The organism is Chelatococcus sp. YT9 (genome assembly GCF_018398315.1).
Lineage (GTDB): Bacteria > Pseudomonadota > Alphaproteobacteria > Rhizobiales > Beijerinckiaceae > Chelatococcus.
In genome coordinates, this window is the sequence record NZ_JAHBRW010000001.1 from 717181 (window position 1) to 742733 (window position 25553).

Sequence of the window (25553 nt, forward strand, 5' to 3'; positions counted from 1 at the left end):
ATGGCCGACAACAGAATCATGCTGCTCTACAACGCCCTGTCGGACGGCGGCGCCTTCGCGGCCGGGTATGGCTCGTGGGTGACAGGTCTGCCGCTCGCCAATCTTCAGAACAACCAGCTGTTCAAGCGCGCCCGCTCCACCAATCTCACCCTCACGAGCACGCGCTTTCGCATCGCCTTCTCCACCCCCATCGCGCAACGGGTATTTCTGCTCGGGCCGCATAACGGCTCCGGCGGCATGCAGTATCGCATCCGTGGCTATTCCAACTCCGGTTATTCATCCTTGATCTTCGACACGGGATGGATAGGCCGCTCGGTCTCGTCGCTGACCCTGCCATGGGAGACCTTCAACTGGTGGCTCGGCGGCGCCGGCACCGAGAACGACGACCCGGAAGTCAGGCCCTGGATTATCCATGTCTTCGACGACCAGGTCACCGCGCAATATTGGCAAGTCGAGATTGACGACACCGGCAATGCGGCGGGCTATTTCGAGGCCGGGCGGCTGTTCATGGCCGACTGGTGGGAGCCATCGATCAACTACCAGTACGGCAATAACGGCCTGACTTTCGAGACCAATACAATCCGTGAGACGTCTGCCTCGGGTGTCGAGTATTCGGGCCGTCGCGGTCCTGCTGTCCGGGTTTTTTCGTTCAACCTGGATCATCTCCCCGAGGCAGAACTCTACTCCTCCGGCTATCGCATGATGCGCTTGGCCGGCGATGACCGTGAGGTCTTCGTAATCCCTGATCCGGCCGACGCCTTCATTCAGCGCCGCGCCTTCCTGGGCCGGCTGCGCTCCATTGGCGCCCTCTCGCAGAATACCTACCAGCGCGGCGGGACCTCCTTCGAACTCAAAGAACTCATCTAGACCGGAGGCCATCATGGCTTTTGACCCGACCGCACTCGCTGCGGTGGCGCGGCTCATCGCGCTCATTCCGGCGAATTTCAACGGCTTCAACCATCAAACCGTCTTTCCCCAAACGGGGAATGACATGGGCGTCGTCGCCAACGCGATCGCGGCCGAAGCTCAGCTCGCCATCAATGCCGCAGCCAATCTTGCCGGCACCTCGACGACCTCGACCGCGATCGGCACCGGATCGAAGTCCTTCGTCACACAGGCCGGCAAGTCGTTCAACGTCGGGCGCTACGTGCAGATCGTCTCAGCGGGGAACCCGACGACGCGGCAGATGTCGGGGCAGATCACGGCTTACTCGGGAACGTCGCTCACCGTCGACGTCACGACCGCCATCGGCTCCGGATCAGCCGCGGACTGGACGATTTATCTCTCTGGCCCCGCCGGTAAAGGCGAGCCGGGCGATCCCGGCGCAGATGGCGAAGATGGTGCGGACGGCGCGAACGGCAACCGCATTTGGGCCGGCACCGGCGCGCCATCGTCCGGCCTTGGGGCTCCCGATGACTTCTATATCGATACGGGCGCGCTGGTCTTCTACGGCCCGAAGGTTGGCTCGTCGTGGGGGGCGGGTACGAGCCTGAAGGGCACCAATGGTGAGGATGGTGACGACGGCGCTTCCGCCACGGTCGAAGTCGGCGACGTCACCACCGTTCCCGCTGGCCAGCTAGCGACGGTCACCAATGTCGGAAACTCGCTCGCTGCCGTGCTGGATTTTGAGATCCCGGCCGGCCCGTCTGGCGCCGATGGTGATGACGGCGCCGCTGCCACTGTCGAGGTTGGAACCGTCACGACATTAACGCCCGGCACTCCGGCAACAGTGGTGAATGGCGGCTCATCCTCCGCGGCGGTGCTCAATTTCGGCATTCCGGCCGGCGTGCAGGGTCCGGCCGGCCCCGTCATCGCGGCGTCCTGGAACTTCTCCACCACGACCACGGACGCAGACCCCGGCAACGGCAATGTGCGTCTCAACCACGCAACGCCTGCCAGCGCCACCTTCATCTATTTCGACAACCTCGATGCCGGCGGTGCGACGGTCACCGCCTGGCTCGACGCGCTCGACGATTCCACGACCACAGGCAATAAGGGCCGCCTTCGCCTAGTGGCTGTCGATACGCCGACAACCTTCGCGGACTATCGCGTGACCGGCTCAGTTGTCGATGGGACGGGCTACCGTAAGGTGCCGGTCGCGTATGTCGCCGGTAACGGCACGCCGACGAATGCGGCAAAGCTCGCCTTCAGCTTCGCGCCGACTGGTGACGCTGGCGCGGCTGGCGCCGGCTCAGGCGATGTGACGACGTCGGGCGCGGTGTCCGCTGGCAATCTTGCTGTCTTCGCCGACAGCACCGGTGATGTCCTCGAGGACGGCGGCGCTTTCAGCTCCTATTCCGCCACGCTCCTCGGTGGGGCCAACGAGGCGGACTGGAAAGCGGCGCTTAATCTTGAGATCGGAACGGACGTCCAGGCGCATTCCCCGACGCTCGATTCCCTCGGGGCGCTGGCGACCGCGGCCAACAAGGGCTTCTATGCCACCGGCGCGGGCGTCGTCGCCGAATACAACCTGACGTCTTTCGGCCGGACGCTCGGAGGCCTTGCGGATTATGCGACGCTGAAAGCGGCGCTCACGCTGGCCAAGGGTGATGTCGGCCTTGGCAATGTCGACAACACCTCCGACAGCACAAAATGGTCCGCCGCGGCGACGCTGACGAACAAAAACATCAACTTCGCCAACAACACCGTCAGCGGCATCACGACGACGCATTTCGCGGCCAGTGTCATCGACACCGACGCCAGCATGGCGGCTGACAGCGATACTCGCCTTCCTACGCAAAAGGCGACAAGGGCCTTCGTCGCGCAGTACATCGCTGCTCAAGACGTTGAGGTGGTCAAGGGCGGCATCAACTGCTCGACCAACCCGAACTATCCCGCCGCCGATGCGGGCCACATCTATCGCGTCACCGCGGCGGGTAAGATCGGCGGCGCATCGGGCCCCAATGTGGAGATCGGCGACCGACTTGAATGCTTTGTCGACAGCTCCGGCGCGGGCACGCACGCCAGCGTCGGCGCGAATTGGCTCGTCAGCCAAGTCAATATCGACGGGGCCGTCGTCTGCACCGGCAGCTCGGTCAATGGCCGCATCGCCACTTTCAACGGCACATCCGGCAAAGTTATTCAGGATGGCGGCAAGGCCCTGCCGACAGGCGATGTCGTTGGCACATCCGACGTCCAGACCCTATCCAACAAGACCCTGACCTCCCCGGCGATCTCGGACCCCACCGGTCTCGACAAGAACGATGTCGGTCTCGGCAATGTCGACAACACGTCCGACGTCGACAAGCCGGTTTCCGCCCTTCAGGCTTCCGCGATAGCGGCCAAGCCAGAAGCCTTCATCCTCGCCTGCAGCGACCTCTCCACGGCGCTCGCAGCCGGCACGGGCAAGGCCTACTTCCGGCTGCCCTATGACTTCACCCTCACGGCCGTCAAAGCCTCGCTTCTCACAGCGCAGGCCTCGGGGAGCATCTTCACTGTCGACATCAACAAGAACGGCACGTCAGTGCTCTCGACGAAGCTGACAATCGATAACACCGAGAAGACATCAGCAACGGCGGCGACGCCCGCTGTGATCTCGTCAGCCGCCTTTATCGCTGATGACGAGGTGACGATCGATATCGACCAGATCGGCGACGGATCGGCGGTTGGCCTCATCGTCGAGCTGATCGGAAACCAGTCATGAGCCTGATCATCAATCCCTATGTGTTCCGCAGCGCCGCGAATCTTGCGATCCCTTCTGTTTATTGGACCGATGGGGATACAGGCGCGGATCAGGGCTGCTATTACTCGACAGACGGCACGACATACGCCGCAATCACCCCCACCCTCCCGGCCAATGGCATCGGCGATAACGCCACTGATGGAGCGGGGCTATGGGTCGCGTGTCCACCTTCGAACGCGTCTCTGAACGAGATCTACGTTTCTGATAATCCGTTGGTTGGCTGGGATACATATTCGCTATCGTTCCAGCCGCGGGCCATTTGTTATGACGGAAGCAACTTCGTCATCTGCGGTTTTGGTGGGAATCTCGCCTATACGAGCAATCCGCGTGGATCGTGGACATCGTGGTCATCAGGCGTCTCCACGCAGTTGAACGACGTAAAATTCGGCAACGGGAAGTACGTTGTAGTCGGGTCTTTTGGGTACTTGCGCGCTGCGACCAGTCGTGGCGGCACCTTGACGAGCCGCTATGCTGGCGGACCATCAATCGGCATCCAGTGCGTTAAATATGACCCAGCTGGGGCGAGGTGGCTCGCCGGAGGTTCATCTGGAAATCTCTGGTATTCAATCGATGCCAATGCCGCCTCAAGCGCCTGGTCGAACTACCAGTCTGGATCCCGCGAGATAACATCCATTGAAATGACCGGATCTATGGCTGTGTACGTCACGTTTGGGGGCCGTAGGGGGTATACGACCACGCCGCAGACGTCCGGGTCCTGGACGGACAGCGGCCCGTTCGGCGGTACGGCCGATATGTGGTGCGTGAAATACTCACCTCTTCTGGGGCTATGGATTGCGTTGGGCGTCAACGTATTGCGCACGGCAACCACTCCATCGGGATCGTGGACCAGCCGCATGCCCGGTGGGACGTCGGGTTCACAGGCCGCCCGTAAGGGCCTGATCGTCACAGGCTAGCCGCCCTCTGAGGCGGCTTTTTCAATTCAGGAGGGCGCCATGCCCACGGTTTACGTTGAATACGGCTTCGCCGCATCTGCCGGCCTGACAGGGATCTCCCGCATCGACGCCAGTACCGAACGGATCTGGCGCGACGGCGTACAGATGGCTGAAGCGACCGTCTCAGCCGTTGGACGGCCTACCGGGCAATTTCGCATCTGCGGTCGTTCGCCCTCGATCTTCAGCACCCGGCGCGTGGGTTTCGTGATGGCTGGCGCCTCCTGCGTCGGCAAGGAAGCCAACCTGAACGCCGTCGTCCAGAATTTCATCACCAAAATAAAGGTCGTTGCAGCATGAGCGTTGAGAACAAGTTCATCATCACCGCCGCGCAGAAGGTTACCCTTGAAGCGCTGAGCAACCCGACCAGCATTCCGCCCGTCTACATCGCGCCGCGCGCCATCGACACGGCATCACCAGGCGTCGGCATCAACCTGAATCCCGATGCGATCGAATTCGAGGCGGGCGCCGTCGTCGAACTCGTCGGCAAGTTCGTGGCGCCCAAGCGCATCGTGGATGACGCGGACTATCAGGCCTATGTGCCGGGCATGATCACGTATCTGCTCGATCTGCCGTATGCACTGCTTGAGGCGGAGACAATCTTCGCGCCCGTCCTAGACTGATGTGAAGCGGAACCGACGGGGATGGATCAACCCGCCCCCGGCTGCTGGCTTGCGCCGGGGAAAGGGGCAGCCGGAGGCGGCACCTCTCGCCGGGGGAGCGGTTTTGAGGTCGCCCATCGAAACACGGCCTAAACCGCGCTGCAAGCGGATCTGATCGTCGGAGACATCCAAATGAAACTTTTGCTGATCGTGGCGCTAGTCGCCGCGGCTGTGAGCGCGTGCGCGTCTCGTGAGAGCAGCTACTGGGCTGGTGTTGCTCAAGGCGCAAAGCACGTCGTTGAAGGCGGCAACCGGTGAGGCTCGTCCCGAACTGGAGGCGAGTGCTCCGGTACGCTTGGTCTGTCCGGCTTCTGACGATCGCGTTCGTTCTTTCAGGCCTAGAGGCGGCCGTGCCGTTCCTCGATGGCGTCCTTCCCATTCCGCGCGGTGCCTTTGCGTTGCTCGCCTTCGTGGCGACCGGCGGGGCGTTCGTTGCGCGCTTGATTGCACAGCAGAGCGTTTCCGGAGAAACCTAGGCAGCGTCGTCCGCTTTAACGCCGGCCCATCGTTCCCCATCTCGAATTTTGTAAATCAGGCTAGGAGAAACATCGGCGATTATGGCAATCGAATGCGGGGCTATGCCCATAGATATAAGTTTTTTGATGTATGAAACGCGCTTAGCGGTGAGTTTCGCTCCTGGATTATTCTCGCCTACGAGGGGGATGAGATTATTCTCCCAGGCGTGCCGTGAATTTTGAGACTTAGACACCCATTCCAAATTGCCAGGTGAGTTATTGAGCTTGTTCCCGTCTTTATGGTTTACAACGAGATCCGGCTCATAACCATCAACGAAAGCCATCGCGACTAGCCGATGGACGAGTGCCTTGTACGTTTTTCTCTTGTGAACGAAGCAAACCTCTCGATAGCCCATTTTGGTTATGCTTGGCTTCAGCATCCTCTCTTTGAACACCGCCACCTTAGTGGTTAGCCGCCCTAAGCGGATATAGGTATACGGTGTTTCTTTTTTCGGTAGATGAACCTGGCCAGTATCGCTTACGAGCAGCTTGTATCCTCTAAAGTCAACTTCTTTCCAAATCTCCATGAAAAACCTCGCGATGCTTGCCCCCGTACTCAGCTTGTACGGAGAAACGCAACGCGCAAGACCTCATCAGTAAAAAAAGGTGTATATGTGATGACGCGCTTGAAAAAGCGATCGGCAGTGGCTGCGGCTGCCGTCGCGCTTGTCGGTGGGTTTGAGGGTCTGCGCCTCAATGCTTACCCAGACCCAGCAACGAGGGGGCCGCCGTGGACTGTCTGTTTTGGGTCCACCCATGGGGTAAGGCCGGGAGATCGCCATACGCTCGACGAATGTAAGGCGATGCTTACTAGGGATCTTGAGATCTATGCCAACGGCATCGAAAAGTGTGTGAAGGTGCCGTTGCCCGATACGCGGTATGTGGCGCTCGTTTCCTTCGCCTACAACGTTGGCGTCGGCGCCGCCTGCAACTCATCCGTGGTGCGCAATATCAATGCCGGCAATCCGAAAGCCGGATGCGACGCGCTTCTTAAATGGAACAAAGCGGCGGGGATCGTCTTCCCAGGACTGACGAAACGGCGCGAGCGTGAGCGTCAATGGTGCTTGCAGGGGGCGGACCTGTGAACGCCCTGTCCAGCGCCCTCGGCATCCCGCCTTTCGCGATCTATTTCGCCGTAGCGGTCATCGCCTTCGGTAGCTTCTGGGGCTATGGCGCCTGGAAGTATCACGATGGATACGTGACCGGGAAGGCGGAAGCTTCCAACGCCGCAGAGGCCGCCCGCCTTGTCGAGCGTGACAGGCAGGACAAAGCCAACGCCGACGCCCGCGAGGCCGCCCGCAAGCGCGAGGAATGGCTCGCCAAAGAAAACACCCGCCTCCAATCCCTCCTCGACGAGAACGCCAATGCGGCTGATCAAGATCCTCGCCGCGACGAGCCTGCTTTGTCCTCTGATGGCGTGCAGCGCCTCAACAAAGTTCGTCGCCTCTCCCCCAAGCCTATCTCCCCCACCGGGGAGCTTTGAAATGGATTGCCCGGATCCTGTCCAGCTTCCGAGCGGCCCGATGAAGCAACGGGACGTTGAACGATATTGGAGCCGGGATCGCGTCTCCCTGATTGAATGCGGCGATCGGCATGCAGCATTGCGTGACTTCTACCGGCAGCGCGACGGCGCCTTGAGGGTGAAGCCATGAGTGACGCCATCACGATCAGCAAGGATGAACTGCGGGCAATCGTGCAGGAGGCCGTCAAGGACGCTCTCCATGACATGGGCCTTCGCGCCGATGAGCCCGCTCATATCGATGAAGCCCGCGAGGACTTCCGCTTCATCCGTCGGTTGCGCAAGGCGATCGACAGCGCCGCCGGCAAGGTCGGGATGGCCATCATCCTGGCGATAATGGGCGGCCTCGGCTGGCTCATCATCTCCGGCGGAAAAGCCTTCCTCGGCAAGTAATCCCGCAACAAAAGGATCTGAGATGACCTTTCGCCACATAGCGCGGGGTAACGCATGAACACGCCTCTATCTGATGACTTGGCGATTGAGGCCGTCGAAGCACTGCGGACACACGGCAGCCAGAACGCAGCTTCAAAGGCTCTGGGCATCGCCCGTTCTACCTTCCAGAACCGCATCCACCACGCCGCGCGCCGCGGCTTCATGGGGACCGGCCCCGTCCTTCCGGGCTATCACATCTCCAAAGAGACAGCCGTCTACAACAAGGACGGCGACCTTGTTCGCGAGTTCGTCCAGCAAAAGCCGGATCATGGCGACGAGTTCGTTGTCCCGGCTGGCCACACGATCAAAGGTGTCAGCGCCCTTGTCGATGCGACCGGCAACGAGATCGTCAAATGGGTGAAGACCCGCGAGGAACGTGACCCGCTCCAGACTGTCGAAGCGATCAAGGAAGCCTTCGCTAACTATGCGAGCCCGGTGCGGCCGATCGCTGAACCATCATCTTGCGTGGTCGATCTGATGACGCTGGTCCCGCTTGCCGACTGGCACGTCGGGATGTCCGCATGGTGGCGCGAGACAGGCACGAATTGGGATCTCAAGATCGCTGAGGATGTCCTTGGCGCTGGCATCGATGGGCTGATCAGCCGGACGCCGCCATCAGGCGAGTGCGTCATCCTCGGTGGCGGTGACCTTCTCCACTCCGACAATAACCGGAACGAAACGGCCCGCTCAGGCAACGCCCTGGATGTGGATGGCCGCTATCAGAAAGTGCTGATGGTTGCCTGCCGACTGATCGTCCGCACCATCGACGCGGCGCTTAGGCGACACGGGCGAGTGACCGTGCGCATTCTTCCGGGCAATCACGACGAGCACTCATCCGTTGCCGTCGCCTATTTTCTCCTCGCCTGGTACCGCAACGAGCCCCGCATTACAGTGGACACGGACCCGTCCCTATTCTTCTGGAAGCGGTTCGGCCTCGTGATGCTTGGGGCGACGCATGGCCACACGGTCAAGATCGAGAAGATGGCCAGCATCATGGCCCATCGTCGCGCCGAGGACTGGGGCGCCACGAAATACCGCTTCGTGCACGGCTTCCACTGGCATCACAGCCGCAAGATGGTGAGCGAAGGCGAGGGCGTCATCGCTGAGATTCATCAGGCGCCCATCCCTCAAGACGCATGGCACTTCGGATCTGGCTTCATCTCGGGCCGGTCGATGCAGGCCATCACCTATCATTCCATGTTCGGTGAAGTGTCCCGCGTGCGTGATGTCATCCTTGATGCGGAGGCGGCATGATGGACGACACGAACCCGAAAGACCGCGCCGGCTCGTCCAGGGTCGACCTGTCGCTGTTCCCCGCTGCCGGTTTGATCCATGGCGCGCACGCCATGATGGACGGCGCCGAGAAATATGACCCGTATAACTGGCGTGAGAAGAAGGTCAGGGCTCGGGTCTACATCGCGGCGGCACAGCGACACCTGCTCGATTATCTCGACGGTGAGGACACAGCCGATGACAGCGGCGCGCACCACCTCGGGCACGCCATGGCCTGCTGCGCGATCATCCTGGATGCGATGGAGACGGGCAATCTTTTGGATGACAGGCCTGTGTCCGGTCGGGCCTCGGCGGTCCTGAAGCGCCTGGAAGCAGTGATCCGATCAAAGAAAAACCCGCCCCAACATGCGGAACGGGCCAAAGTCAGATAGCTGCAGAACTCTAGTATACCACCGCCACGCCGGAATGTCCCGCCGCCCTGTCCCTTACGGGGCGGGGCGGCTTTTGGCGTTTCACGGTCCCGACGAAATTCGTCGCCACCTCCGACGCTATTCGTCGGATGTCATCGTACGAAGTTCGTTCGATGTCGCGGTAGTCTCCTCAGATCTGAGGGCACCTCACCGCGAGGTACAGTGGAGCATACCCCAACGCATTCCGCCGTCTTTCTAAAGTACGAATTTCGTACTTTAGCTTTCATGGCTCATCAATGCCGAAATCAAAATCGGGCGATTCCGTTGGTTGCGGCAGCCCCGTAGGCAATCCCAATTCTGCTAATCGTCGCTCTAGCTGAACTACGTTCTCCGAGATTGTTTCAATTCTGGCCTGCACGGTCTGTTCTTCACGGCGCGTGAACTCCATTGATTCTTTGGATAGCCCGCCTTGAGCCAAGAGATTTCGGAACTGATTTAGTCTTTCGGTTTCGAATTCTAGCAATGATCTGTTCACATACAGTTCTGTGCGCAGAACGGCTCCAGGCGAAGGCTGGAAGAATCGCGCGCCTTCTCCCCCGATACCCGCCTCGGCCCCGTCCTCGATAAGGACGACCCCATTCTTACGTAAGGCAGCCACCATTGCAGAGAGGTTATTCGGCGACGGCACGCGTCGGCCCTTCTCAAAGTCCCGGACAGTGCTTTCGCTCAGATTAGCGTGCTTGGCCAAGTCTGACTGAGACCATTCGAGCAGCGCTCGCGCAGCGCGGGACTGGGTAGGCGTCATTGCTATCCACCAGAAATTATCATTTCTCACATACATTTCGCGTGTACCACACACGGAAACCATTGACACCCCGCTTTTATCGTCGGTAAGCTGTTACAGTTAACGAAAAGCGTTAATGGGAGACTAAATGCGACCAACAAAGACGCCTAGTACGCCAAAAAGCGGTGTGCCGGTAGTGCGAATCGGTACCCCCTTCACTGCAGAGGAGGTCGAGCAAATTGACGACGTGCGCTTCCACCTCCGGCACGAGAGCCGCACTGAGACTATCCGTTGGCTTCTGATGAAGGGCCTGGAGGCAAGCAAGAATGCAGAAAAGGCATCCTGAAACGAGCACGGCGACGAAGCTGAAGGGCCTAGGAACCCGCTTCGCCGCCGTTGAAACCCGACCGGCGCGTCAACGCCTGTCAGACGCCACCCAAGAGGTAGGAGCCTCTGAATGAACGACTATACAAATAGCAATTTTCCCGAATCGACGAAAGCACAGACTTTGCCGCCAGGCTTGCCGGCTGTGCAGATCGATAAAGGTTACGGCACCGACGCAACTATGCCGAGCCCCGAGATCGCGACACTCACAGGCAAACGCCATCACCATGTCATGCGCGACATCAAGACCATGCTTGAGGCACTGGATCTGCCAGCCACCAATTTTGGGGGCTACTATATCGGGGAGAACGGGAAGGAGCTCCCCTGCTTCCACCTCCCCCGCGATCTTACAATGACGCTGGTCACGGGCTACAGCATCCCGTTGCGCAAGAAGGTGATCGATCGGCTCGACGAAATCGAGGGAGCCCTTCGCAATCGCCCCGTGCTGGACTTCTCAGATCCGAAGGTGCTTCTCGGGGTGCTCAATCACCTTCAATGCCAGATCGAGGCAAAGGACGTTGTCATCGCCGATCAGAGCCAGCGGCTGACCAAGCTCGATCGGATCGAAGGTGCGGTCGACAATCTCGTGATCACCGACGCTGCGAAGGTCCTCAAGGTGAAGCCCAAGTTTCTCCGGACATTCCTGCAGGAAAACCGGTGGATCTATAAGCGTCCGAAGTCTCGGCACTGGCTGGCCTACCAAGCCCTCATGCCGAAGTACCTCGACCATCGCGATCATACGTTCAAGGACGACGACGGGGACGTGCACTTCTCCACGTATGCCGTCGTTACCCCAGCCGGCATGGTCAAGTTGGCGGCGATGCTCGACGAGCATTTCGCTGAGAAAGGTGAGGTGCGGTGATGGGCGCGCATACAGATGAAATTTCCCAGATCGCACTGCTGATCGAGATCGCCAGGCGCGCTATCGATGTGGAGTGGTACGAAGACGAGCGGAGGCAATGCCAGTCCGATCTGCGTCAGGCCTTCCAGGAATGGAAAGACGCGCGCCGCATCGACCATGTGGAGCGGGACACCCCGAATTGGGATGCGCTCATGGAGGCCACTGCCGAGCCGTTCGCCGAGCTAGAGCGGGCCAAGCGCCACGCTCGTAACGCCAAGAAGCGGCTCACCACGGCAATCCGGCGGATGAACACCACGGGAGGCCGGGCTTGAGCAACATTCGCCAGGAGGTCATGGCCACCCTCATCAACTTCATGAGGGAGGCTCGAGCCCAAGGTCTAGATGACTGGAAGGCGGCTGAGCAGCGTTTCCCCGGAACGCCTGCCGAGGTCATCGCCGAAGCATGGGGAGCCGTGAACGACGAGGAGGTCTCGCGGTGGTGGGCATCTGTCGAGCGCACCATTGAGGGCGAGGTGGTCCGGAACGCCATCGTCAAAGCTGGGAGCGCTGCCTGATGGAGACGACCAACCGTTCCCTTGCCGGCGCCGTGAGCGACATGGAGGGCAGCGTTAAAGGCTGTGAGGAGATGACGCAGGCCGTGATCATGATGCTGGACCGCGGCCTCACCAAGGGCATGACGCCGGGCGATTGCCGGGCTGTCGATCGGGCCTTGCACCACCTTCTGGACTACGCCATCGAAGCGCGAATCGGATGGCAGCGCGCCTCGCAAATCGGATCCTGAGATCAGGTTTCCGATCCCAGCACATAAAGAGAAGGCGCCCTTGCGGCGCCTTTTTTGTGCTCACCCATCTCTCCGGGTGGGCTGCCGAATGCGAGGCGTCACAAGGACTTGGCTATGATAGTTCTCCGGATGTTCCACAAGCGGGGAGGATGTTCAAGTCGAGCCTCCGCTACCAAAAATCTCAAAGGCACCAATACGCTAGACAAGTCGGCCGAGAGCACTGAGGCTCAATCGGTTTCTGGACACTTGTCCAGGCAGGGTTTGCGTCCAAGCTTCCTCATAGCCTCACACGCCCTGTCGAGCGTTCGCGGGACCCGTCCGCTCCCGCCCGGTGGCCGTGACTATCGCCAAGAAGGCCGCCCTTCGGACTTCAGTCGCATGCAGCCACCCTCGGCAGGTGGGCGCGCGCGGCCGGCGCGGAAGTTATCCGCGACCGAGGTGCGGCGGCGCCCTCCAAGGATCGCGGCCTGCACCAGCACTCGCGCTTGGGGAAAGGCTCGCCTTTGGTCGTGGTCGCCCGGACTGTGCCTCGGGCAATAGCGCGGCCTTAAGCGGGTAGGACGACCACCTTGGTCTTGACCGGTGTGCGGTTATAGAGGTGTATCATGTCCTGGCTGAGGAGGCCTACACAGCCACTCGTGATGCCGGAGCCGATCGATTCGGGGTCGCTGGAGGCGTAGATCGTGTAAAGCGTGTAGGCGCCGTTCTGATAAAGATAAAGAGTACGGGCGCCGAGCGGATTATCGAGGCCACCGGGCATGCCGCGGGCGTATTTGGCCGCCTCGGGCTGGCGCTTGATCATCTCCTTTGGTGGCGTCCAGGTCGCCCATTCACCTTTGCGCCCGACATAAGCTTCACCGCTCCACCGGAACCCGTCGCGCCCGACATTCGCCCCATAGCGGGTTGCGTTGCCGTCTTCCTCGATGCGGTACACGTAATAGTTGCTGGGATCGACGATGATCGTACCGGGCGCTTCCTTGGTCTCGTAGCGAACGGTCCGGCGATAATATTTCGGGTCGACCTTCCTGACATCCGCCGCCGGGATCGGGAACTTCTCCTCAGGCACGGGGCCGTAGACCTTCTGCGCCTCCGCGAGGCTCATGCTGCCGTCGGACGTCACGCAACCGCCCAGCCCGAGCGCACCGAGACCCACGGCCGAGCCGCACAGAAACGACCGGCGGTTGAGAACCCCCGATCGAAGCCCAGGCGAGGCCGTTTCGTCGATCTTTCCAGCAGAGGGATGCCCACCGTCTGTGATCATGATTCACCAGTCCCATATCCGATTGCACGACGAGACAATACGCCGACATAAACTGTTAAACATATTTGCGGCGCAGAGATTGCTCTCCCACGGACCAATTGGCAAGTCCAGGGTTGCGTCGCGCGGACCGCCATAGCCGCACTGCGCCATTACGGCAGGTGGCGCTTGAAGACGCCGCGCTTCCCCAATTCCGGCACCAATCCCCCTCCGCGAACAATCAGATGCCCAGAACGTGCGGACACACAGCGCGATAAGCTCTCAATGCAGGGACGCAGCTGTTTCAAAAAATCATATTAACTTGCCATGAAATCGTGAATCGCTCTTGACAATACCGAAGTACCGCTGGCCACAGCCGCGATGGAGTGGTATTTATCATTACCCGCCACAAAGATGGCCGGCGGGAATATCTAAATTCCAAATCTAAACTCAGAGCCAATCTTGGGGGGGCATCAGTGGCGACCAAAACATATAATATCGGCACCAACGGCTATAGCATCATAGCCGGAAATCTATCGCAACAGAATAATCTCGTCATCAAAGGAAATGGCAGCAACGCTAAGGTCGTCATTGAATCGACGAACATATTCGGCTTCAATATTCCAACGACCTTGAACGGGTCTGTCAACGGACAATCCAAATTCATCGCGACGCTGATTAATGATGGCGTCTCATTCGCTGGAACATCCGGCAACGAGAGTTTTGACGCGGCGAAATATCTCGGTGATGTCCGCTTCAACGGCGGCGCCGGAACCAACAAGCTTATCGGCGCGTCCGGCAATAACGTTTTTACCCATGACTACAACAATTCCGGCGTTGACTCTATTGTCGGCGGCGTCAACAAGACAGTTAACTGGAGCCTACTGTGGTGGAACTATAGCAAGACACATGTTGCCTCGAACGAGCTGGTGATCAACGGCACGTCGGCAGCTGACGTCTTCAACTTTTCCGGTAGCAACACCGCGTTTAAGGTATTTAAAGATAATACCAACAACCACGTCATCGACGCGAGCCAGTTCAACAATGGACACGTCAAGGTCAATGGCGGCGCTGGCGGTGACCAGGTCGATCTACGCATGTTCACGGGCGTCCTGACGTTCAACGGCGATACTGGCAACGACACACTGGTCTACAGGGACGGCTACAGTGGCATAGGGTCCACTTATAATGGCGGTGCGGATCGCGATGGCCTCGCGGTCGATGCCAAGACCTCGGGCAGCACCCTGATTTTATCGGACTCCGCCCTGACCAACGGCAGCTCGACCCTGCTTCACCTGTCGAGCGTCGAAGATTTCAACTTCGTCGGCGCGGCCGGCGATGACGACGTCGATGCCAGCCAGTTCAGCGGACGTGTCATCTTCCGCGGCCGCGGCGGTGAGAACGAGCTTCACGCCGGCAAGGGGGACAACGACGCTATTCACGAGCTGTCCTACGGCGGTCACGATACTCTGTTCGGCAACACGGTGAGCGGTCAGACTTCTCTGGAAATCGTCGGCGATGGACAGGCCAACATCCTGGCGTTCGCAGGCGATGCCAACACCTTCAAGGTCACGCACAATTCGTCGGAAGTCATCGACGCCACCGACATCAACGGCATCAAGACCGTCAATGCCAATGCTGGCGCCGACGCGCTCGATATCGCGGACTACAAGGGCAAAGTGGCCTTCAACGGCGGTGCCGGCGATGATCTGCTCACTGTGCGTGATAAGACAAGTGGCGCCGGCACCACGTATGACGGCGGAGCCGACACTGACACGCTGAAGCTTGTGGCGGCAATCGGCGGCAGCACCATTACCGTGAATACGACCAAACTGGTCGATTCCAATGGCGCCGATCTGGTTACCTTTCAGAATATCGAGCGCTTCGTGTTCGATGGTAAACTGGGTGACGACACCGCTGACGCCTCCACCTTCACGGGCTTCAGTGAGCTGAGCGGCGGCTGGGGGAATGACACGCTGAGGGCAGGCAGCGGCGGCAGCGCACTAACCGGCGGCTTCGGTGGCGATGATATCCATCTCGGCAGTGGCGTTGATGAAGTCTACTATACGGGAGATATCTTCCAGTCGATCTTCCTGGCCATGGACAATGTCACCGGCTTCGACACGACAACTGATAAACTCCTATTCAATACCGGCAACGCGATCCAGGCTGACGGAGCGGTGAAGATTCTCGGAGCGACCATCGGGGCCTTCGACGACGGCATCCTTCAGTTCGGCACCAACTCCATAGGAAACGCCGCTAGAACGACCTTCAACAATCTGTCTCTCTTCGCCGCCGCTGAGTTCGTGGCCGGCTATGCCGCCGACGATTCGGTCGTCGGCTTCCAGCACAAAGGCGAGTGGTACGTCGCTGAGTTCGGCGACGGCCTGATCATCGACAACATCATTCATCTGGCTGGCGTCAATCTCACCGGCACCAATCTCGCCGGCTATGTGAGCTTCGCCTAGAGTCAGTCCGACGTTGGCTCGAAACATCTCTTTCCAGCCAGCGCCGTGCCCTCGTCACTGGCGATATGCCGATCCTGAAAACTCGGAAACGTGCCCTCGAAGCGCGTTTATTCTTGCGCTGGCCTCAAAGCAGATCGACAGGACAGCGCTTCAACCCCCCTCGAAATGGCGGCGCAGGAAAGAGCCGACTTGCTCGATGGCGCGCGCGCCGTCGTCGAGGCGGGCGGACCAGAGCGGCCAAGCGTGGATCATCTCCGGCCAGATCTCCAGCGTCGCCCGCACATCGGCTCCGCCGAGCGCCCGGCTAATACCAACGGCATCATCGAGAAGCGTTTCACTGGAGCCCACCTGCACCAACGTCGGCGGCAGGCCTCGCAAGTCCGCATGGAGCGGCGAAACCAGCGGATTCCGCGGATCAGTGCCGGCAAGGTATGCGGATGCCAGGCCCTGAAGATAGTCCCGCTGGATCAGCGGATCGACCGAGGCCTTCGTGGCAAGGCTTTCACCTGTCATCTCGAGGTCGACCCAAGGAGAGGCCAGCCAGGCGCAGGCGGGCAATGCCTCGCCAGCTGCTCGCAAACTGAGAAGGCAGGCGAGCGTCAGGCCGCCACCCGCGCTGTCTCCGCCAATGGCGATGGCCCCTGCGTCATGGCCTTGGGACCGCAGGAAGCGGTAGGCGGCGAGTGCGTCCTCGAGGCCTGCCGGGAAAGGATGTTCCGGCGCCAGCCGGTAGCCGACCGCTAGCGTGCGCACGCCCGCTGCGCGGCCGACGCCGGTAACCATCGTGCGGTGGCTCTTGATCGACCCAGAGCAATAGCCCCCGCCGTGCAGGAACATGAGAACGCGGCTCGGGTCGCTACCTTCCGCCAAGGACCATTCGGCGGGAATCGTGCCAATCGTCACCGGCTCCAGGGTGATATCGGTCCTCACGGGATCGATGGCACAGACTTCATCCATCCGCGCGCGGCGCTCAGCCCACGTGGTCGGCCGTGGCTTCGACCGGAAAATTTCCTCCAGCGCTTCAATCTGCTTGTTCACAGCTCCTCCTGCCCAGGGAGCTCCAGTAGCTACCTCTAAATATCCGATCCTTGCAGACGATTGTATGCTTGCGAAGAAATCACCCCACCTGCGCTGCAAACTATCGATGAAACAGGTAGTTTTACAACCTGATCATGCGCTTATGCCGTAATTTTTATTCAACCAATCCGGTTCAGCTAATTTCAGCCAGGAAGCTCCCGACGGCGAACTAGCCGCAACCAAACTCTGCTCGACTCCCGATTTTTCGTGAGGCAAGCTTATGGTCGCCTAAGTTCCCCTAGCCGCGACAGGCTGCATTACTCTGAACTGCGGAAAATACACGTACTCACTGCATCGAGCCAAGAACCAGGCTCACGTTTACACGTAGTGACTTTCGACAGTGGAGGAATGGCGTATGTCATCGGATCGTTCATCCCAATCGCCCAGCAACAATGTGAACCGTCGCTCGCTCCTCATGGGGTCGACTCTCGCTGCCGCGGCGGCCACGATCGGAGCAGCAACGCGCAGCGTCGCGCAGACGGTGCCTCCTCCCGCCGCCGCCGGAAACAGCACCAAGGCTCCGAATATTCTTGTCATATTTGGCGATGATATCGGCGTCTCGCAGATCAGCGCCTACACCATGGGCCTGATGGGCTATCGAACCCCGAACATTGACCGCATCGCCACGGAAGGGGCGATCTTTACTGATTCATACGGCCAACAAAGCTGCACCGCCGGCCGTGCCTCGTTCATCCTCGGACAGGAGCCGTTCCGTACCGGCCTGTTGACAATCGGTATGCCTGGCGACCCCCACGGTATTACCGACTGGATGCCGACGATCGCGGATGTGCTCAAGACGAAGGGCTATGCCACCGGGCAATTCGGCAAGAACCACCTCGGCGATCAGGACCACCATTTGCCGACGAACCACGGTTTCGACGAGTTTTTCGGAAATCTCTACCATCTCAACGCCGAAGAAGAGCCGGAAGGGTACTTCTATCCAAAGGACCCGGACTTCCGAAAGCAGTATGGTCCTCGTGGTGTCCTCCACACCCACGCTGACGGCCGTATCGAAGATACCGGGCCCCTGAACAAGAAGCGCATGGAGACGATCGACGAGGAATTCCTGGCCGCGGCGAAGGATTTCATCGACCGGCAGCACAAAGCCGACAAGCCGTTTTTCGTCTGGTTCAATGCGACGCGCATGCACGTGTTCACGCACCTCAAGCCGGAGAGCAATGGCAAGACGGGGAAGGGTATCGAGGCCGACGGCATGGCCGAGCACGACGGTCATGTCGGGCAACTCCTTCAGCAGCTCGACGACCTCGGGATCGCAGACAATACGATCGTCCTCTACACGACCGACAACGGAGCCGAGCTCGCGCTTTGGCCGGATGGTGGTATGACCCCGTTCCACGGTGAGAAGGGGACGACCTGGGAAGGCGGCATGCGGATCCCCATGATGGTTCGCTGGCCGGGCGTGGTAAAGCCCGGCTCGCAGATCAACGAGATCGTCACGCTGATGGATTGGATGCCGACCTTCGCCACGGCCGCGGGGATTCCCGATCTCAAGGAACAGATGAAGACGGGCTTCACGTCAGGCACCAAGAACTTCAAGGTCCATCTAGACGGATTTGACCTGACGGAACTTCTCAAAGGTGAAGCCAAGACACCCCCCCGTGACGTGATGTATTATTTCGACCAGGGCGGCAATTTGAACGCCATCCGTTGGAACGACTGGAAACTGAGCTTTGCAACGGCCAGCGAGGGCAATATCGCGACCGCGATCCGCGAAACGCCATCGTGGGCGGTAATAGCCAATCTTCGAATGGACCCCTACGAACGGGGAATGAAAGAGGGCGGCGGAGCGATCGAGTTCCTGGCGCGGAATATGTGGCTGCTTGTGCCAATCCAAGGGAAGATCAAGGATTTCTTTGCCGACTTCGACGAGTTTCCTTACCAGGAGGGTAGCTCGCTCAATGCGAGTGGGATCAACTACGGTCTGCTCCGCCAGCAGGCGGCCCTCAAGCGTCTGAAGGACCTGGAACGGCTTACGCCAGCGCGTTGAGCAATTCTCTCGACGAGCAAGCTACACGCAGTTGCGCAACGGCCACCCCGTGCACAGGGGTCATGGGGTGATCTTCGCAAGCAATGCAGGCGTCAGTTTTCCATAACCGTGCCTCTATCACCGATCGGCCGCAGCGAGCGCGGCCTATCCAACTCCTCATCGACGGTTCAGCGGGTTAGCCAAATCGGCTCCCGGGAGCCGCGCCAATCTGGCATAAGAGCAGGATAGTTCTGCCGACGAGTGATTCCGAGTGAGCGCGAACCGCGCGATAGCCCGTGCTTCCCAACAGGAGGATGCCATGATCACGCGTAATCTCCTTGCCACATTCATGACCTTCAGCGTCCTGTCGGCCGGTTTTTGCCTGCCGGCGAACGCTCAGTCCGCGGCGCAGAGTGCCCAGCGAGAGCGCATGACCACATGTAATAACGAGGCCAAGGCAAAATCGCTGGCAGGAGATCAACGCAAGACCTTCATGTCGAATTGCCTGGCCGGCAAGACGGATGCCACTGAGCAAAAGGCCCTCAGCGCTCCACAACAACGCATGAAAGACTGCAACGCCGATGCCACCAAACAGGCGCTCACGGGCGAGAAGCGAAAGGCGTTCTTGAGCACCTGCCTCAAGGGCTGATCCGGTTCACCTGCACCGCGCCGTCTTACCGCCAGAGCAATGCGGCTTTGAGCGCGAGCCTGGTGTGCCGCAGATCTAGCGTTTCCTCCTTGGCGTACGGCAGTGCGGCCTTAAAGGCGACGTCTTAGGACCACGCCGGCCCTCGCGGCGCGGGAGCGAATCACCCGCGAAAGTGCTTCGCATTTTTTTATGATTGTCACGCGGAACTTTTAAGCCTTCTATGCGTATTGCGTTGGGAGGCGTCCATGGTTCCCGAAAATCATCTCATCGAAACCGATGTCGAGATCGTTCGCGCTACTCAGGCAAGGATCAAGAGGCATCGCGCTGCGATTGCCGACCTCCGTGCCAAAGGGCATTCCAGCGAGATGCTAGACGGGGTGCTGCGCTATCTCGTGGCCGCCCAGAGCGAAGACACATCGCCACGACGACGCGCGCCTAGGGTGATCGATATCGCCGTGCCACCCACGGATCCAGAATTCCACGCGTAGACCGCACAACGAAGCGCCCGCCCCTTCGACGAAGGGAGCGAGCGCAGCGCGACCACGCGGGTCTCAACGCAATCACGCCATTAAAACAACAGTTTAAGAGGAAGCAGGTTCCGCATCATCTGTTACGGCGCTCGCGGAAGCAGCCTTGTGACGGGTTCGCTGCTCTGTCACGAGTTTTAACGCGTCGTTGTAAAGGCCGTGAACGTCGATCTCCTCACCTGTTTCCACCCGCTTGGATATCATCGTCAGAACAAAAATGATCAGCCCGCTTTCGGCATCCTGCAGCGCGGGGTCCCGGCCAATGGCATCATCCACGACAATCCACGTAAGGCCGAGTTTCTGAGCCAGCACATCACCGAAAGTGATGCCGAGGCTTTGCAGTTTCCATGTCTCGTCAGGCTCGATCATGCCTGGCGTCAACAGCGCCTGGATGATCCTCAGCTTACCATCGATCGTCTCATAGCGATCCTGAAATTCTGGCTTGAAATGCCCGCGCACCCATTCCCGCTGCCGCTCCACATGGGCGGCATCGTCCCCCGCCAATGCCTCCGTACGCTGGCTCGTCATTGCAAGCTTCCTTTCACAAGCTGTTGTCCTCAAGTTGCCAACGCATCCGTCGACGGTTGAAGCAAAAACGGCGGCCGCTACCGCCACAGGCCTCACGCAGCACCACGGGTTAAACCGAAAAGGCACCTCTCCACCGCCCATCTCGCGCTCAAGGTCCGGCATATTGAGCCATGACATCCGTTTACGCCATTGATCTTCGTCCTGTGTCGATCCATCTGATGTGCATTGCATGAAAAGCCATGGCTCACTGTGCGTGAAGGGTTTATCACAACGCCGGAAGGTAATTTCGCACGGCTGCCTGTCCGCGGCTCACGATACGGACTTGATCCCTGGAGTATCTGACGATGACCACACCCGCTTATCCCGAGGTTCAGCTCTTCATTGACGGCTCCTGGACACGGGGAACGGAAGGGCAAAGCCTGAAGGTGCTCAATCCCGCGACCGGCGAGGCCATCGGAAGCTTCGCCAAGGCCGACAAGGTTGACCTGGACCGTGCGCTGAAGGCAGCCCAGAAAGGCTTCGACACCTGGCGCAAGATTTCGGCCTTCGATCGTTCGAAGCTGCTGCGTCGCGCTGCAGAGATCCTGCGCGAGCGCGCCGACGCCATCGCGCCGTTGTTGACGCTGGAGCAGGGCAAGCCGCTCCCTGAGGCCAAGGGCGAGCTGATGTCGTCCGCCGACGTCATCGATTGGGCCGCTGAGGAAGGCCGCCGAACCTATGGCCGCATCATTCCCGCCCGCGCCCCGGGTGTTCAGCAGCTTGCTATCAAGGAGCCGATCGGCCCGGTGGCCGCGTTCACACCGTGGAACTTCCCGGTGAGCCAGGTGGCTCGCAAGATCGCCGCAGGCCTTGCCGCCGGTTGCTCTTTCATCGTCAAAGCCCCGGAAGACACACCGGCTTCGCCTGCCGAGCTCATTCGCGCCTTCGCCGATGCCGGGCTGCCGGCAGGTGTCATCAACCTCGTCTATGGCGACCCGGCTGAAATTTCGTCCTATCTCATCGCCCATCCCACCATCCGCAAAGTGTCCTTCACCGGTTCCGTGCCCGTTGGCAAGCATCTCGCGGCGCTCGCCGGCACGCATATGAAGCGGGCCACCATGGAGCTCGGCGGCCACGCGCCGGTGGTGGTGTTCGACGACGCCAACGTCGCCGAGGCGGGCAAGATCATGGTCGGGTCCAAGTTCCGCAATGCAGGCCAGGTCTGCATCTCGCCCACGCGCTTCTACGTGCAGGACGGCGCCTACGACGAGTTCCTCGAGACCTTCGTCGCCGGGGCCAAGGCCGTGAAGGTGGGCGACGGGCTCGATCCCTCGACGACCATGGGGCCGCTCGTCAGCGAACGCCGCCGCCTCGCCGTGGAAGAGCTCATCAACGACGCCGTGCAGAACGGCGCGACGCTCGTCACGGGTGGCAAGCGCGTCGGCAATACCGGCAACTTCCTCGAGCCGACCGTGCTCACGGATGTCACGCCTTCCATGCGCATCATGAATGAGGAGCCATTCGGCCCTGTGGCGCTGTTCTCGCGCTTCTCGGAGTTCGATGCGCTCGTGCCGGAAGTGAATCGCCTGCCCTTCGGCCTCGCCGGCTATGCGTTCACACGCTCCAGCGAGCGCATGGCGGCGGTATCTGACGTCATGGAGACAGGCATGATCACCATCAACCATCTGGGGCTTGCCCTGCCGGAAGTTCCGTTCGGCGGCGTCAAGGATTCCGGCTATGGTTCCGAAGGCGGCATCGAGGCGGTCGAGGCGTATCTCAACACGAAGTTCGTGAGCCAGGTCGGCCGCTGAACAGTTCCGCTCCTGTGGCCGCGCTCAAGGTGCGGCCATAATTGCTTCCGACCATGAGGTCGAGGTTCAGGAGATCGCCCACCCCCGCGCCGGCCGGGATGGCGGGGTGACACTGGCGCTCCATTGGTCCTAGACCTGCATGCGTTTTTCGAGCAGGGCCTCCAGGTCTTCGCGGCGCGGAAGGCTCGGTTGGGCGCCCTGTTTGAGGCAGGCGAGCGCGCCGGCTGCGCACCCCTGGCGAATAGCAATTTCCAGCCTGAGCCCTGCGTCGAGCGCGGCCGCGAAAGCGCCGACGAAGGCGTCCCCCGCGCCCGTCGTGTCGACGGGGTCGACGGGGAAGCCGGGACAACGCGCCGACTGCCCTTCCACATGGGCGAGCGCCCCCTGCGGGCCAAGGGTCACCACAACGCCGAGGCCAAGATCAGAGGCGAGCTTCTCCACGACATCGCTTGCGCCGCCATGCAGGCCGGAACGCTCGGCGACCTGGCGCAACTCCTCTTCATTGACGATGAGGATATCAACCAGCGACAGAAGCTTTGTGGAGACCGGGCGCGCCGGCGCAAGATTGAAGATGCGCGTGAGCCCGCGCGCCTTCGCCCAGGCAAGCGCCTTCTCGGTCTCGCCCATCGAGACCTCACCCTGCACCAGCAAGCTGTCGCCCGAAGCGGTGACAATGTCATCCAAGGCAGCCGCCCTCACCTGCGCATTGGCGCCGGGTGACAGCACGATCTGATTCTCACCGTTGGCGTCCACGGTGATGAAGGCCGTGCCGGTCACGCCGTCCGCAGTCGTGACGTGGTCGAGGTGAACGCCATCCGCATGGAGATGCGCGAGGGCGAGGTCAGCGAAACTGTCAGTTCCGGCCGCACCGACGAAGGTAACCTCAGCCCCCATGCGCCGCGCCGCGAGCGCCTGATTGGCCCCCTTGCCGCCAGCCGCCACGATATGGTCCGCGCCGGTGATGGTTTCCCCCGGATGAGGAAAGCGCTCGACCTTGCTGATGAGATCGATGTTCACCGAGCCAAAGACGACGATCATGGGGCCTCCCGGATACTCTGCACGCGGATGACCGACACCCGCCACGCCGCTTATCGCGATTCGCCGGAAGTGTGGCACGGATTGCGGGGATGGACGAGGGTGGACAAGGGTAGGAATCGGTTTAACCGCATGGGGTTGCTGATCCTGGGCGGCAAGTATTCCACGGTGAAATATGTTTATTCGGACGAGACGGCCTCGCCCGAACAATACAGATCGAGTACATTCGCGCTGCTTCGCAACATCCAGCAGCTGTCCGAATTTACTTGATCGGAGCCAGCCTGAAAGTCCCTGGCCTCCCCTCCTCGGCAGGATCATACGCAGTTATGAAGCCTTCCTGCCAGACGGTTGAGCCCAAGGTCACAGCCTCAAAGCAGAAGCCTTCCGGATAGTCACGAAAACCGGGCTTGTCGCGCAGCATTTCGATCGCTTGTTCGCAATCGCGGCCAGAGGCCCTAAATGCCGATATGCAATTCGGTATCTTCACGATCTTCGTATGCGCGCACATACCACAGGTCATAGACTTGATTCATGAATTGCCCCGCGCCACCACCGGCACATAGTCTTCGAGCGCTGGGTCCGGCAGCTCGACCGTGCGGCCGAGTTCGGAGGAGCGGTAGAGCGCCATCAGCATCTCGACCACGGCGACGCCGTCATGGAAAGTCTCGAAAGGCATGACGCCGCGGCGGAAGCAGTCGACGAAATAGCGGTTCTCCAGCGTATAGCCATAGATGCCGGCCTCGTCATCGAGCACCGGCATCAGCCCCTGCTCGGCGTTCTGCTTCTCCACGAGGTCCTCGCCGGCATCCCCCTCCACGGCGCGCGACAGGAACACCTTGAGTCCTGTGTTCAGAGACGAGAACTCCATGGCATATTCAGGGCCGAGCAGTTCTAGGGTGATGCGTAGTCCCGGCCCGACATAGGCCCATGAGGTGGTCGCCTCGACGATCGCGGTCTCGCCGCCGGGGCCGGCGAAGGTGAGGATGCCACGCGCGAAATCCTCGGCAGGACGATTGACGTAGTCCACCCCCGGCATCGCGGCGGCGAGCTTCGCCGCATAGGCGGGCCGCGTCCATTTGAGATTGGCGACGGTAGCATTGACAGAGACGAGCTTCAGCGCGTCGCGCGGCTCATCGGGCGCCGTCAGGAGAAAGCGTCCGACCTCGACGCTATGGCACATCATATCCGAGAGCACGCCGCCGCCCTGCTTCTCACCCTGCCAGAACCAGGGCTCATGCGGGCCGGCGTGCTCCTCCGCAGCGCGGGCCAGATATGGGCGCCCAGTCGCCGGAGCGGCCCGGCGCCATATGATATCGCGGCCCCGCTGGACGGCGGTGGAGAACAGCTGGTTCTCGAGATAGCCGTGAAGAAGCCCCGCGTTCTCGGCGAGCGCCAGCATCTCACGCGCCTCCCGCAGTGTCCGAGCCAGCGGTTTTTCGCAAGCCACCGCCCGTATGGACGCCCGCCCCTCCGTCACCGCCGCATGGATGGCGTGCATGGTGGCGAGCCGCGTATGGTTCGGCGTGGTGATCCACACGGCGTCGATCTCGCCGGAAGCAAGCATTGCCTCCAGGCTGTCGAAGCTGCGGCAAGGGCCAAGATCAAGGCTCTCGGCCAGCGCAGCGAAACTCTCGCGCCTTGCCGCGCGCGGACTATACACACCGGCAACGGTGACGTTACGTACGCCAGTCAGCGCCTGCAGATGAAAACGCGCGATGAAGCCGGATCCGATGAAACCAATGCGCAGCAGGGGAAGGACGGCGAGCGGTTGGGCGGCTGTCATGGCAGTTTCCTCGGCAAGGCGCATCGCGAATGGTGTTGTCGAGCTTGATCCGCGTCCGGCCCCGCGAAATGCGCAGCCGAGTCGCAGAGACAGGCGTGGTATCGCGCCATTTTTGTAAAGCTCCCTGACGAAAGCAATCGAAAACTGCGTGTTCAAGCCGCGGGACGCCATCGCCGGACGGAATGGGTGTTGAGTTGACGCCCCGCGGTCAGTGATTTAGTCAATCTCCCGGACATTATCGATCCGGTTCACCCCTTGC

28 protein-coding genes are annotated in these 25553 nt (G+C 60.5%); 21 read left to right on the plus strand and 7 right to left on the minus strand.

Annotated elements, in window-relative coordinates; genetic code table 11:
* The 6 genes from KIO76_RS03280 (at position 1) to KIO76_RS03305 (ending at position 5770) form a co-directional block, all read left to right on the plus strand.
* Positions 1-867 (plus strand): hypothetical protein, encoded by an 867-nt coding sequence (locus tag KIO76_RS03280; RefSeq protein WP_213321448.1) that lies wholly within the window; start codon positions 1-3, stop codon positions 865-867.
* Positions 868-880: 13 nt separating this feature from the next.
* Positions 881-3643: a hypothetical protein gene (locus KIO76_RS03285; RefSeq protein ID WP_213321449.1), complete on the plus strand. Its 2763-nt coding sequence runs from the start codon at positions 881-883 to the stop codon at positions 3641-3643.
* The gene (locus KIO76_RS03290) at positions 3640-4596 is read left to right on the plus strand and encodes a hypothetical protein (protein WP_213321450.1); all 957 of its coding nucleotides are present in this window, start codon (positions 3640-3642) and stop codon (positions 4594-4596) included. The genes KIO76_RS03285 and KIO76_RS03290 overlap by 4 nt, the downstream gene beginning before the upstream one ends.
* A gap of 39 nt (positions 4597-4635) precedes the next feature.
* Positions 4636-4932: a hypothetical protein gene (locus tag KIO76_RS03295; protein WP_213321451.1), complete on the plus strand. Its 297-nt coding sequence runs from the start codon at positions 4636-4638 to the stop codon at positions 4930-4932.
* On the plus strand, positions 4929-5255 hold the full coding sequence (locus KIO76_RS03300; protein WP_213321452.1) for a hypothetical protein: 327 nt from the start codon (positions 4929-4931) through the stop codon (positions 5253-5255). The genes KIO76_RS03295 and KIO76_RS03300 overlap by 4 nt, the downstream gene beginning before the upstream one ends.
* Positions 5256-5548: 293 nt before the next feature.
* Positions 5549-5770, plus strand: a complete 222-nt coding sequence (locus tag KIO76_RS03305) for a DUF7940 domain-containing protein (RefSeq protein ID WP_213321453.1) — start codon at positions 5549-5551, stop codon at positions 5768-5770.
* Here KIO76_RS03305 and KIO76_RS03310 read toward each other — a convergent pair.
* On the minus strand, positions 5767-6336 hold the full coding sequence (locus tag KIO76_RS03310; protein ID WP_249729462.1) for an HNH endonuclease signature motif containing protein: 570 nt from the start codon (positions 6334-6336) through the stop codon (positions 5767-5769). The two genes, KIO76_RS03305 and KIO76_RS03310, sit on opposite strands and share 4 nt — an antisense overlap.
* An 87-nt stretch (positions 6337-6423) precedes the next feature.
* Here KIO76_RS03310 and KIO76_RS03315 point away from each other — a divergent pair, with 87 nt between their 5' ends.
* From KIO76_RS03315 to KIO76_RS03335, 5 genes are all read left to right on the plus strand, one after another.
* Positions 6424-6894, plus strand: coding sequence for a lysozyme (locus KIO76_RS03315; RefSeq protein ID WP_213321454.1), 471 nt, complete (start codon positions 6424-6426; stop codon positions 6892-6894).
* Entirely contained in the window at positions 6891-7292 is a 402-nt protein-coding gene (locus KIO76_RS03320) for a hypothetical protein (RefSeq protein WP_213321455.1), read from the plus strand. The genes KIO76_RS03315 and KIO76_RS03320 overlap by 4 nt, the downstream gene beginning before the upstream one ends.
* A gap of 165 nt (positions 7293-7457) precedes the next feature.
* Positions 7458-7721 carry a hypothetical protein gene (locus KIO76_RS03325; RefSeq protein ID WP_213321456.1) on the plus strand — a complete coding sequence of 88 codons (264 nt, stop codon included), beginning with the start codon at positions 7458-7460 and terminating at the stop codon, positions 7719-7721.
* A 54-nt stretch (positions 7722-7775) separates the two neighbouring features.
* Positions 7776-9014 carry a hypothetical protein gene (locus KIO76_RS03330; RefSeq protein ID WP_249729464.1) on the plus strand — a complete coding sequence of 413 codons (1239 nt, stop codon included), beginning with the start codon at positions 7776-7778 and terminating at the stop codon, positions 9012-9014.
* On the plus strand, positions 9011-9424 hold the full coding sequence (locus tag KIO76_RS03335) for a dATP/dGTP diphosphohydrolase domain-containing protein (protein WP_213321457.1): 414 nt from the start codon (positions 9011-9013) through the stop codon (positions 9422-9424). Before KIO76_RS03330 ends, KIO76_RS03335 begins: the two co-directional genes overlap by 4 nt.
* A gap of 262 nt (positions 9425-9686) precedes the next feature.
* Here the strand turns inward: KIO76_RS03335 and KIO76_RS31530 are convergent, their stop codons facing one another.
* Positions 9687-10208: a helix-turn-helix domain-containing protein gene (locus KIO76_RS31530; RefSeq protein ID WP_213321458.1), complete on the minus strand. Its 522-nt coding sequence runs from the start codon at positions 10206-10208 to the stop codon at positions 9687-9689.
* Positions 10209-10644: 436 nt separating this feature from the next.
* Here KIO76_RS31530 and KIO76_RS03345 point away from each other — a divergent pair, with 436 nt between their 5' ends.
* The 4 genes from KIO76_RS03345 to KIO76_RS03360 are packed head-to-tail and all read left to right on the plus strand — an operon-like array spanning position 10645 to position 12213.
* Positions 10645-11433, plus strand: coding sequence for a phage antirepressor KilAC domain-containing protein (locus KIO76_RS03345; protein WP_213321459.1), 789 nt, complete (start codon positions 10645-10647; stop codon positions 11431-11433).
* Complete coding sequence (locus tag KIO76_RS03350; RefSeq protein ID WP_213321460.1) at positions 11433-11744, plus strand: hypothetical protein; 312 nt, start codon at positions 11433-11435, stop codon at positions 11742-11744. Before KIO76_RS03345 ends, KIO76_RS03350 begins: the two co-directional genes overlap by 1 nt.
* Positions 11741-11986, plus strand: coding sequence for a hypothetical protein (locus tag KIO76_RS03355; protein WP_213321461.1), 246 nt, complete (start codon positions 11741-11743; stop codon positions 11984-11986). The genes KIO76_RS03350 and KIO76_RS03355 overlap by 4 nt, the downstream gene beginning before the upstream one ends.
* Positions 11986-12213 (plus strand): hypothetical protein, encoded by a 228-nt coding sequence (locus KIO76_RS03360; RefSeq protein WP_213321462.1) that lies wholly within the window; start codon positions 11986-11988, stop codon positions 12211-12213. Before KIO76_RS03355 ends, KIO76_RS03360 begins: the two co-directional genes overlap by 1 nt.
* A gap of 547 nt (positions 12214-12760) precedes the next feature.
* On the opposite strand, the gene KIO76_RS03365 is transcribed toward KIO76_RS03360, so the two are convergent.
* The gene (locus KIO76_RS03365) at positions 12761-13474 is read right to left on the minus strand and encodes a L,D-transpeptidase (protein ID WP_213321463.1); all 714 of its coding nucleotides are present in this window, start codon (positions 13472-13474) and stop codon (positions 12761-12763) included.
* Between the two features lie 362 nt (positions 13475-13836).
* Between KIO76_RS03365 and KIO76_RS03370 the strand changes: the two genes are divergently transcribed.
* On the plus strand, positions 13837-15918 hold the full coding sequence (locus KIO76_RS03370; RefSeq protein ID WP_213321464.1) for a hypothetical protein: 2082 nt from the start codon (positions 13837-13839) through the stop codon (positions 15916-15918).
* Positions 15919-16068: 150 nt separating this feature from the next.
* On the opposite strand, the gene KIO76_RS03375 is transcribed toward KIO76_RS03370, so the two are convergent.
* A complete protein-coding gene (locus tag KIO76_RS03375; RefSeq protein WP_291976170.1) occupies positions 16069-16956 on the minus strand; it encodes an alpha/beta hydrolase in 888 nt (295 codons plus the stop codon).
* Positions 16957-17350: 394 nt separating this feature from the next.
* On the opposite strand from KIO76_RS03375, the gene KIO76_RS03380 reads away from it, so the two are divergent.
* From KIO76_RS03380 to KIO76_RS03390, 3 genes are all read left to right on the plus strand, one after another.
* Entirely contained in the window at positions 17351-19003 is a 1653-nt protein-coding gene (locus tag KIO76_RS03380; protein WP_213321465.1) for an arylsulfatase, read from the plus strand.
* Positions 19004-19331: 328 nt separating this feature from the next.
* Positions 19332-19631 (plus strand): PsiF family protein, encoded by a 300-nt coding sequence (locus KIO76_RS03385; RefSeq protein ID WP_213321466.1) that lies wholly within the window; start codon positions 19332-19334, stop codon positions 19629-19631.
* Positions 19632-19876: 245 nt separating this feature from the next.
* Positions 19877-20119 (plus strand): hypothetical protein, encoded by a 243-nt coding sequence (locus tag KIO76_RS03390; RefSeq protein WP_213321467.1) that lies wholly within the window; start codon positions 19877-19879, stop codon positions 20117-20119.
* A gap of 93 nt (positions 20120-20212) precedes the next feature.
* Here the strand turns inward: KIO76_RS03390 and KIO76_RS03395 are convergent, their stop codons facing one another.
* Complete coding sequence (locus KIO76_RS03395) at positions 20213-20686, minus strand: DUF3806 domain-containing protein (protein WP_213321468.1); 474 nt, start codon at positions 20684-20686, stop codon at positions 20213-20215.
* A 344-nt stretch (positions 20687-21030) separates the two neighbouring features.
* Here KIO76_RS03395 and KIO76_RS03400 point away from each other — a divergent pair, with 344 nt between their 5' ends.
* Positions 21031-22476, plus strand: a complete 1446-nt coding sequence (locus KIO76_RS03400) for an NAD-dependent succinate-semialdehyde dehydrogenase (protein WP_213321469.1) — start codon at positions 21031-21033, stop codon at positions 22474-22476.
* A 129-nt stretch (positions 22477-22605) separates the two neighbouring features.
* On the opposite strand, the gene KIO76_RS03405 is transcribed toward KIO76_RS03400, so the two are convergent.
* Positions 22606-23514 (minus strand): ribokinase, encoded by a 909-nt coding sequence (locus KIO76_RS03405; RefSeq protein WP_213321470.1) that lies wholly within the window; start codon positions 23512-23514, stop codon positions 22606-22608.
* Between the two features lie 27 nt (positions 23515-23541).
* On the opposite strand from KIO76_RS03405, the gene KIO76_RS03410 reads away from it, so the two are divergent.
* Positions 23542-23781, plus strand: a complete 240-nt coding sequence (locus tag KIO76_RS03410; RefSeq protein ID WP_213321471.1) for a hypothetical protein — start codon at positions 23542-23544, stop codon at positions 23779-23781.
* A 259-nt stretch (positions 23782-24040) separates the two neighbouring features.
* Here KIO76_RS03410 and KIO76_RS03415 read toward each other — a convergent pair whose 3' ends face one another.
* Positions 24041-25294: a Gfo/Idh/MocA family protein gene (locus KIO76_RS03415; RefSeq protein WP_213321472.1), complete on the minus strand. Its 1254-nt coding sequence runs from the start codon at positions 25292-25294 to the stop codon at positions 24041-24043.
* Between the last annotated feature and the right edge of the window lie 259 nt (positions 25295-25553).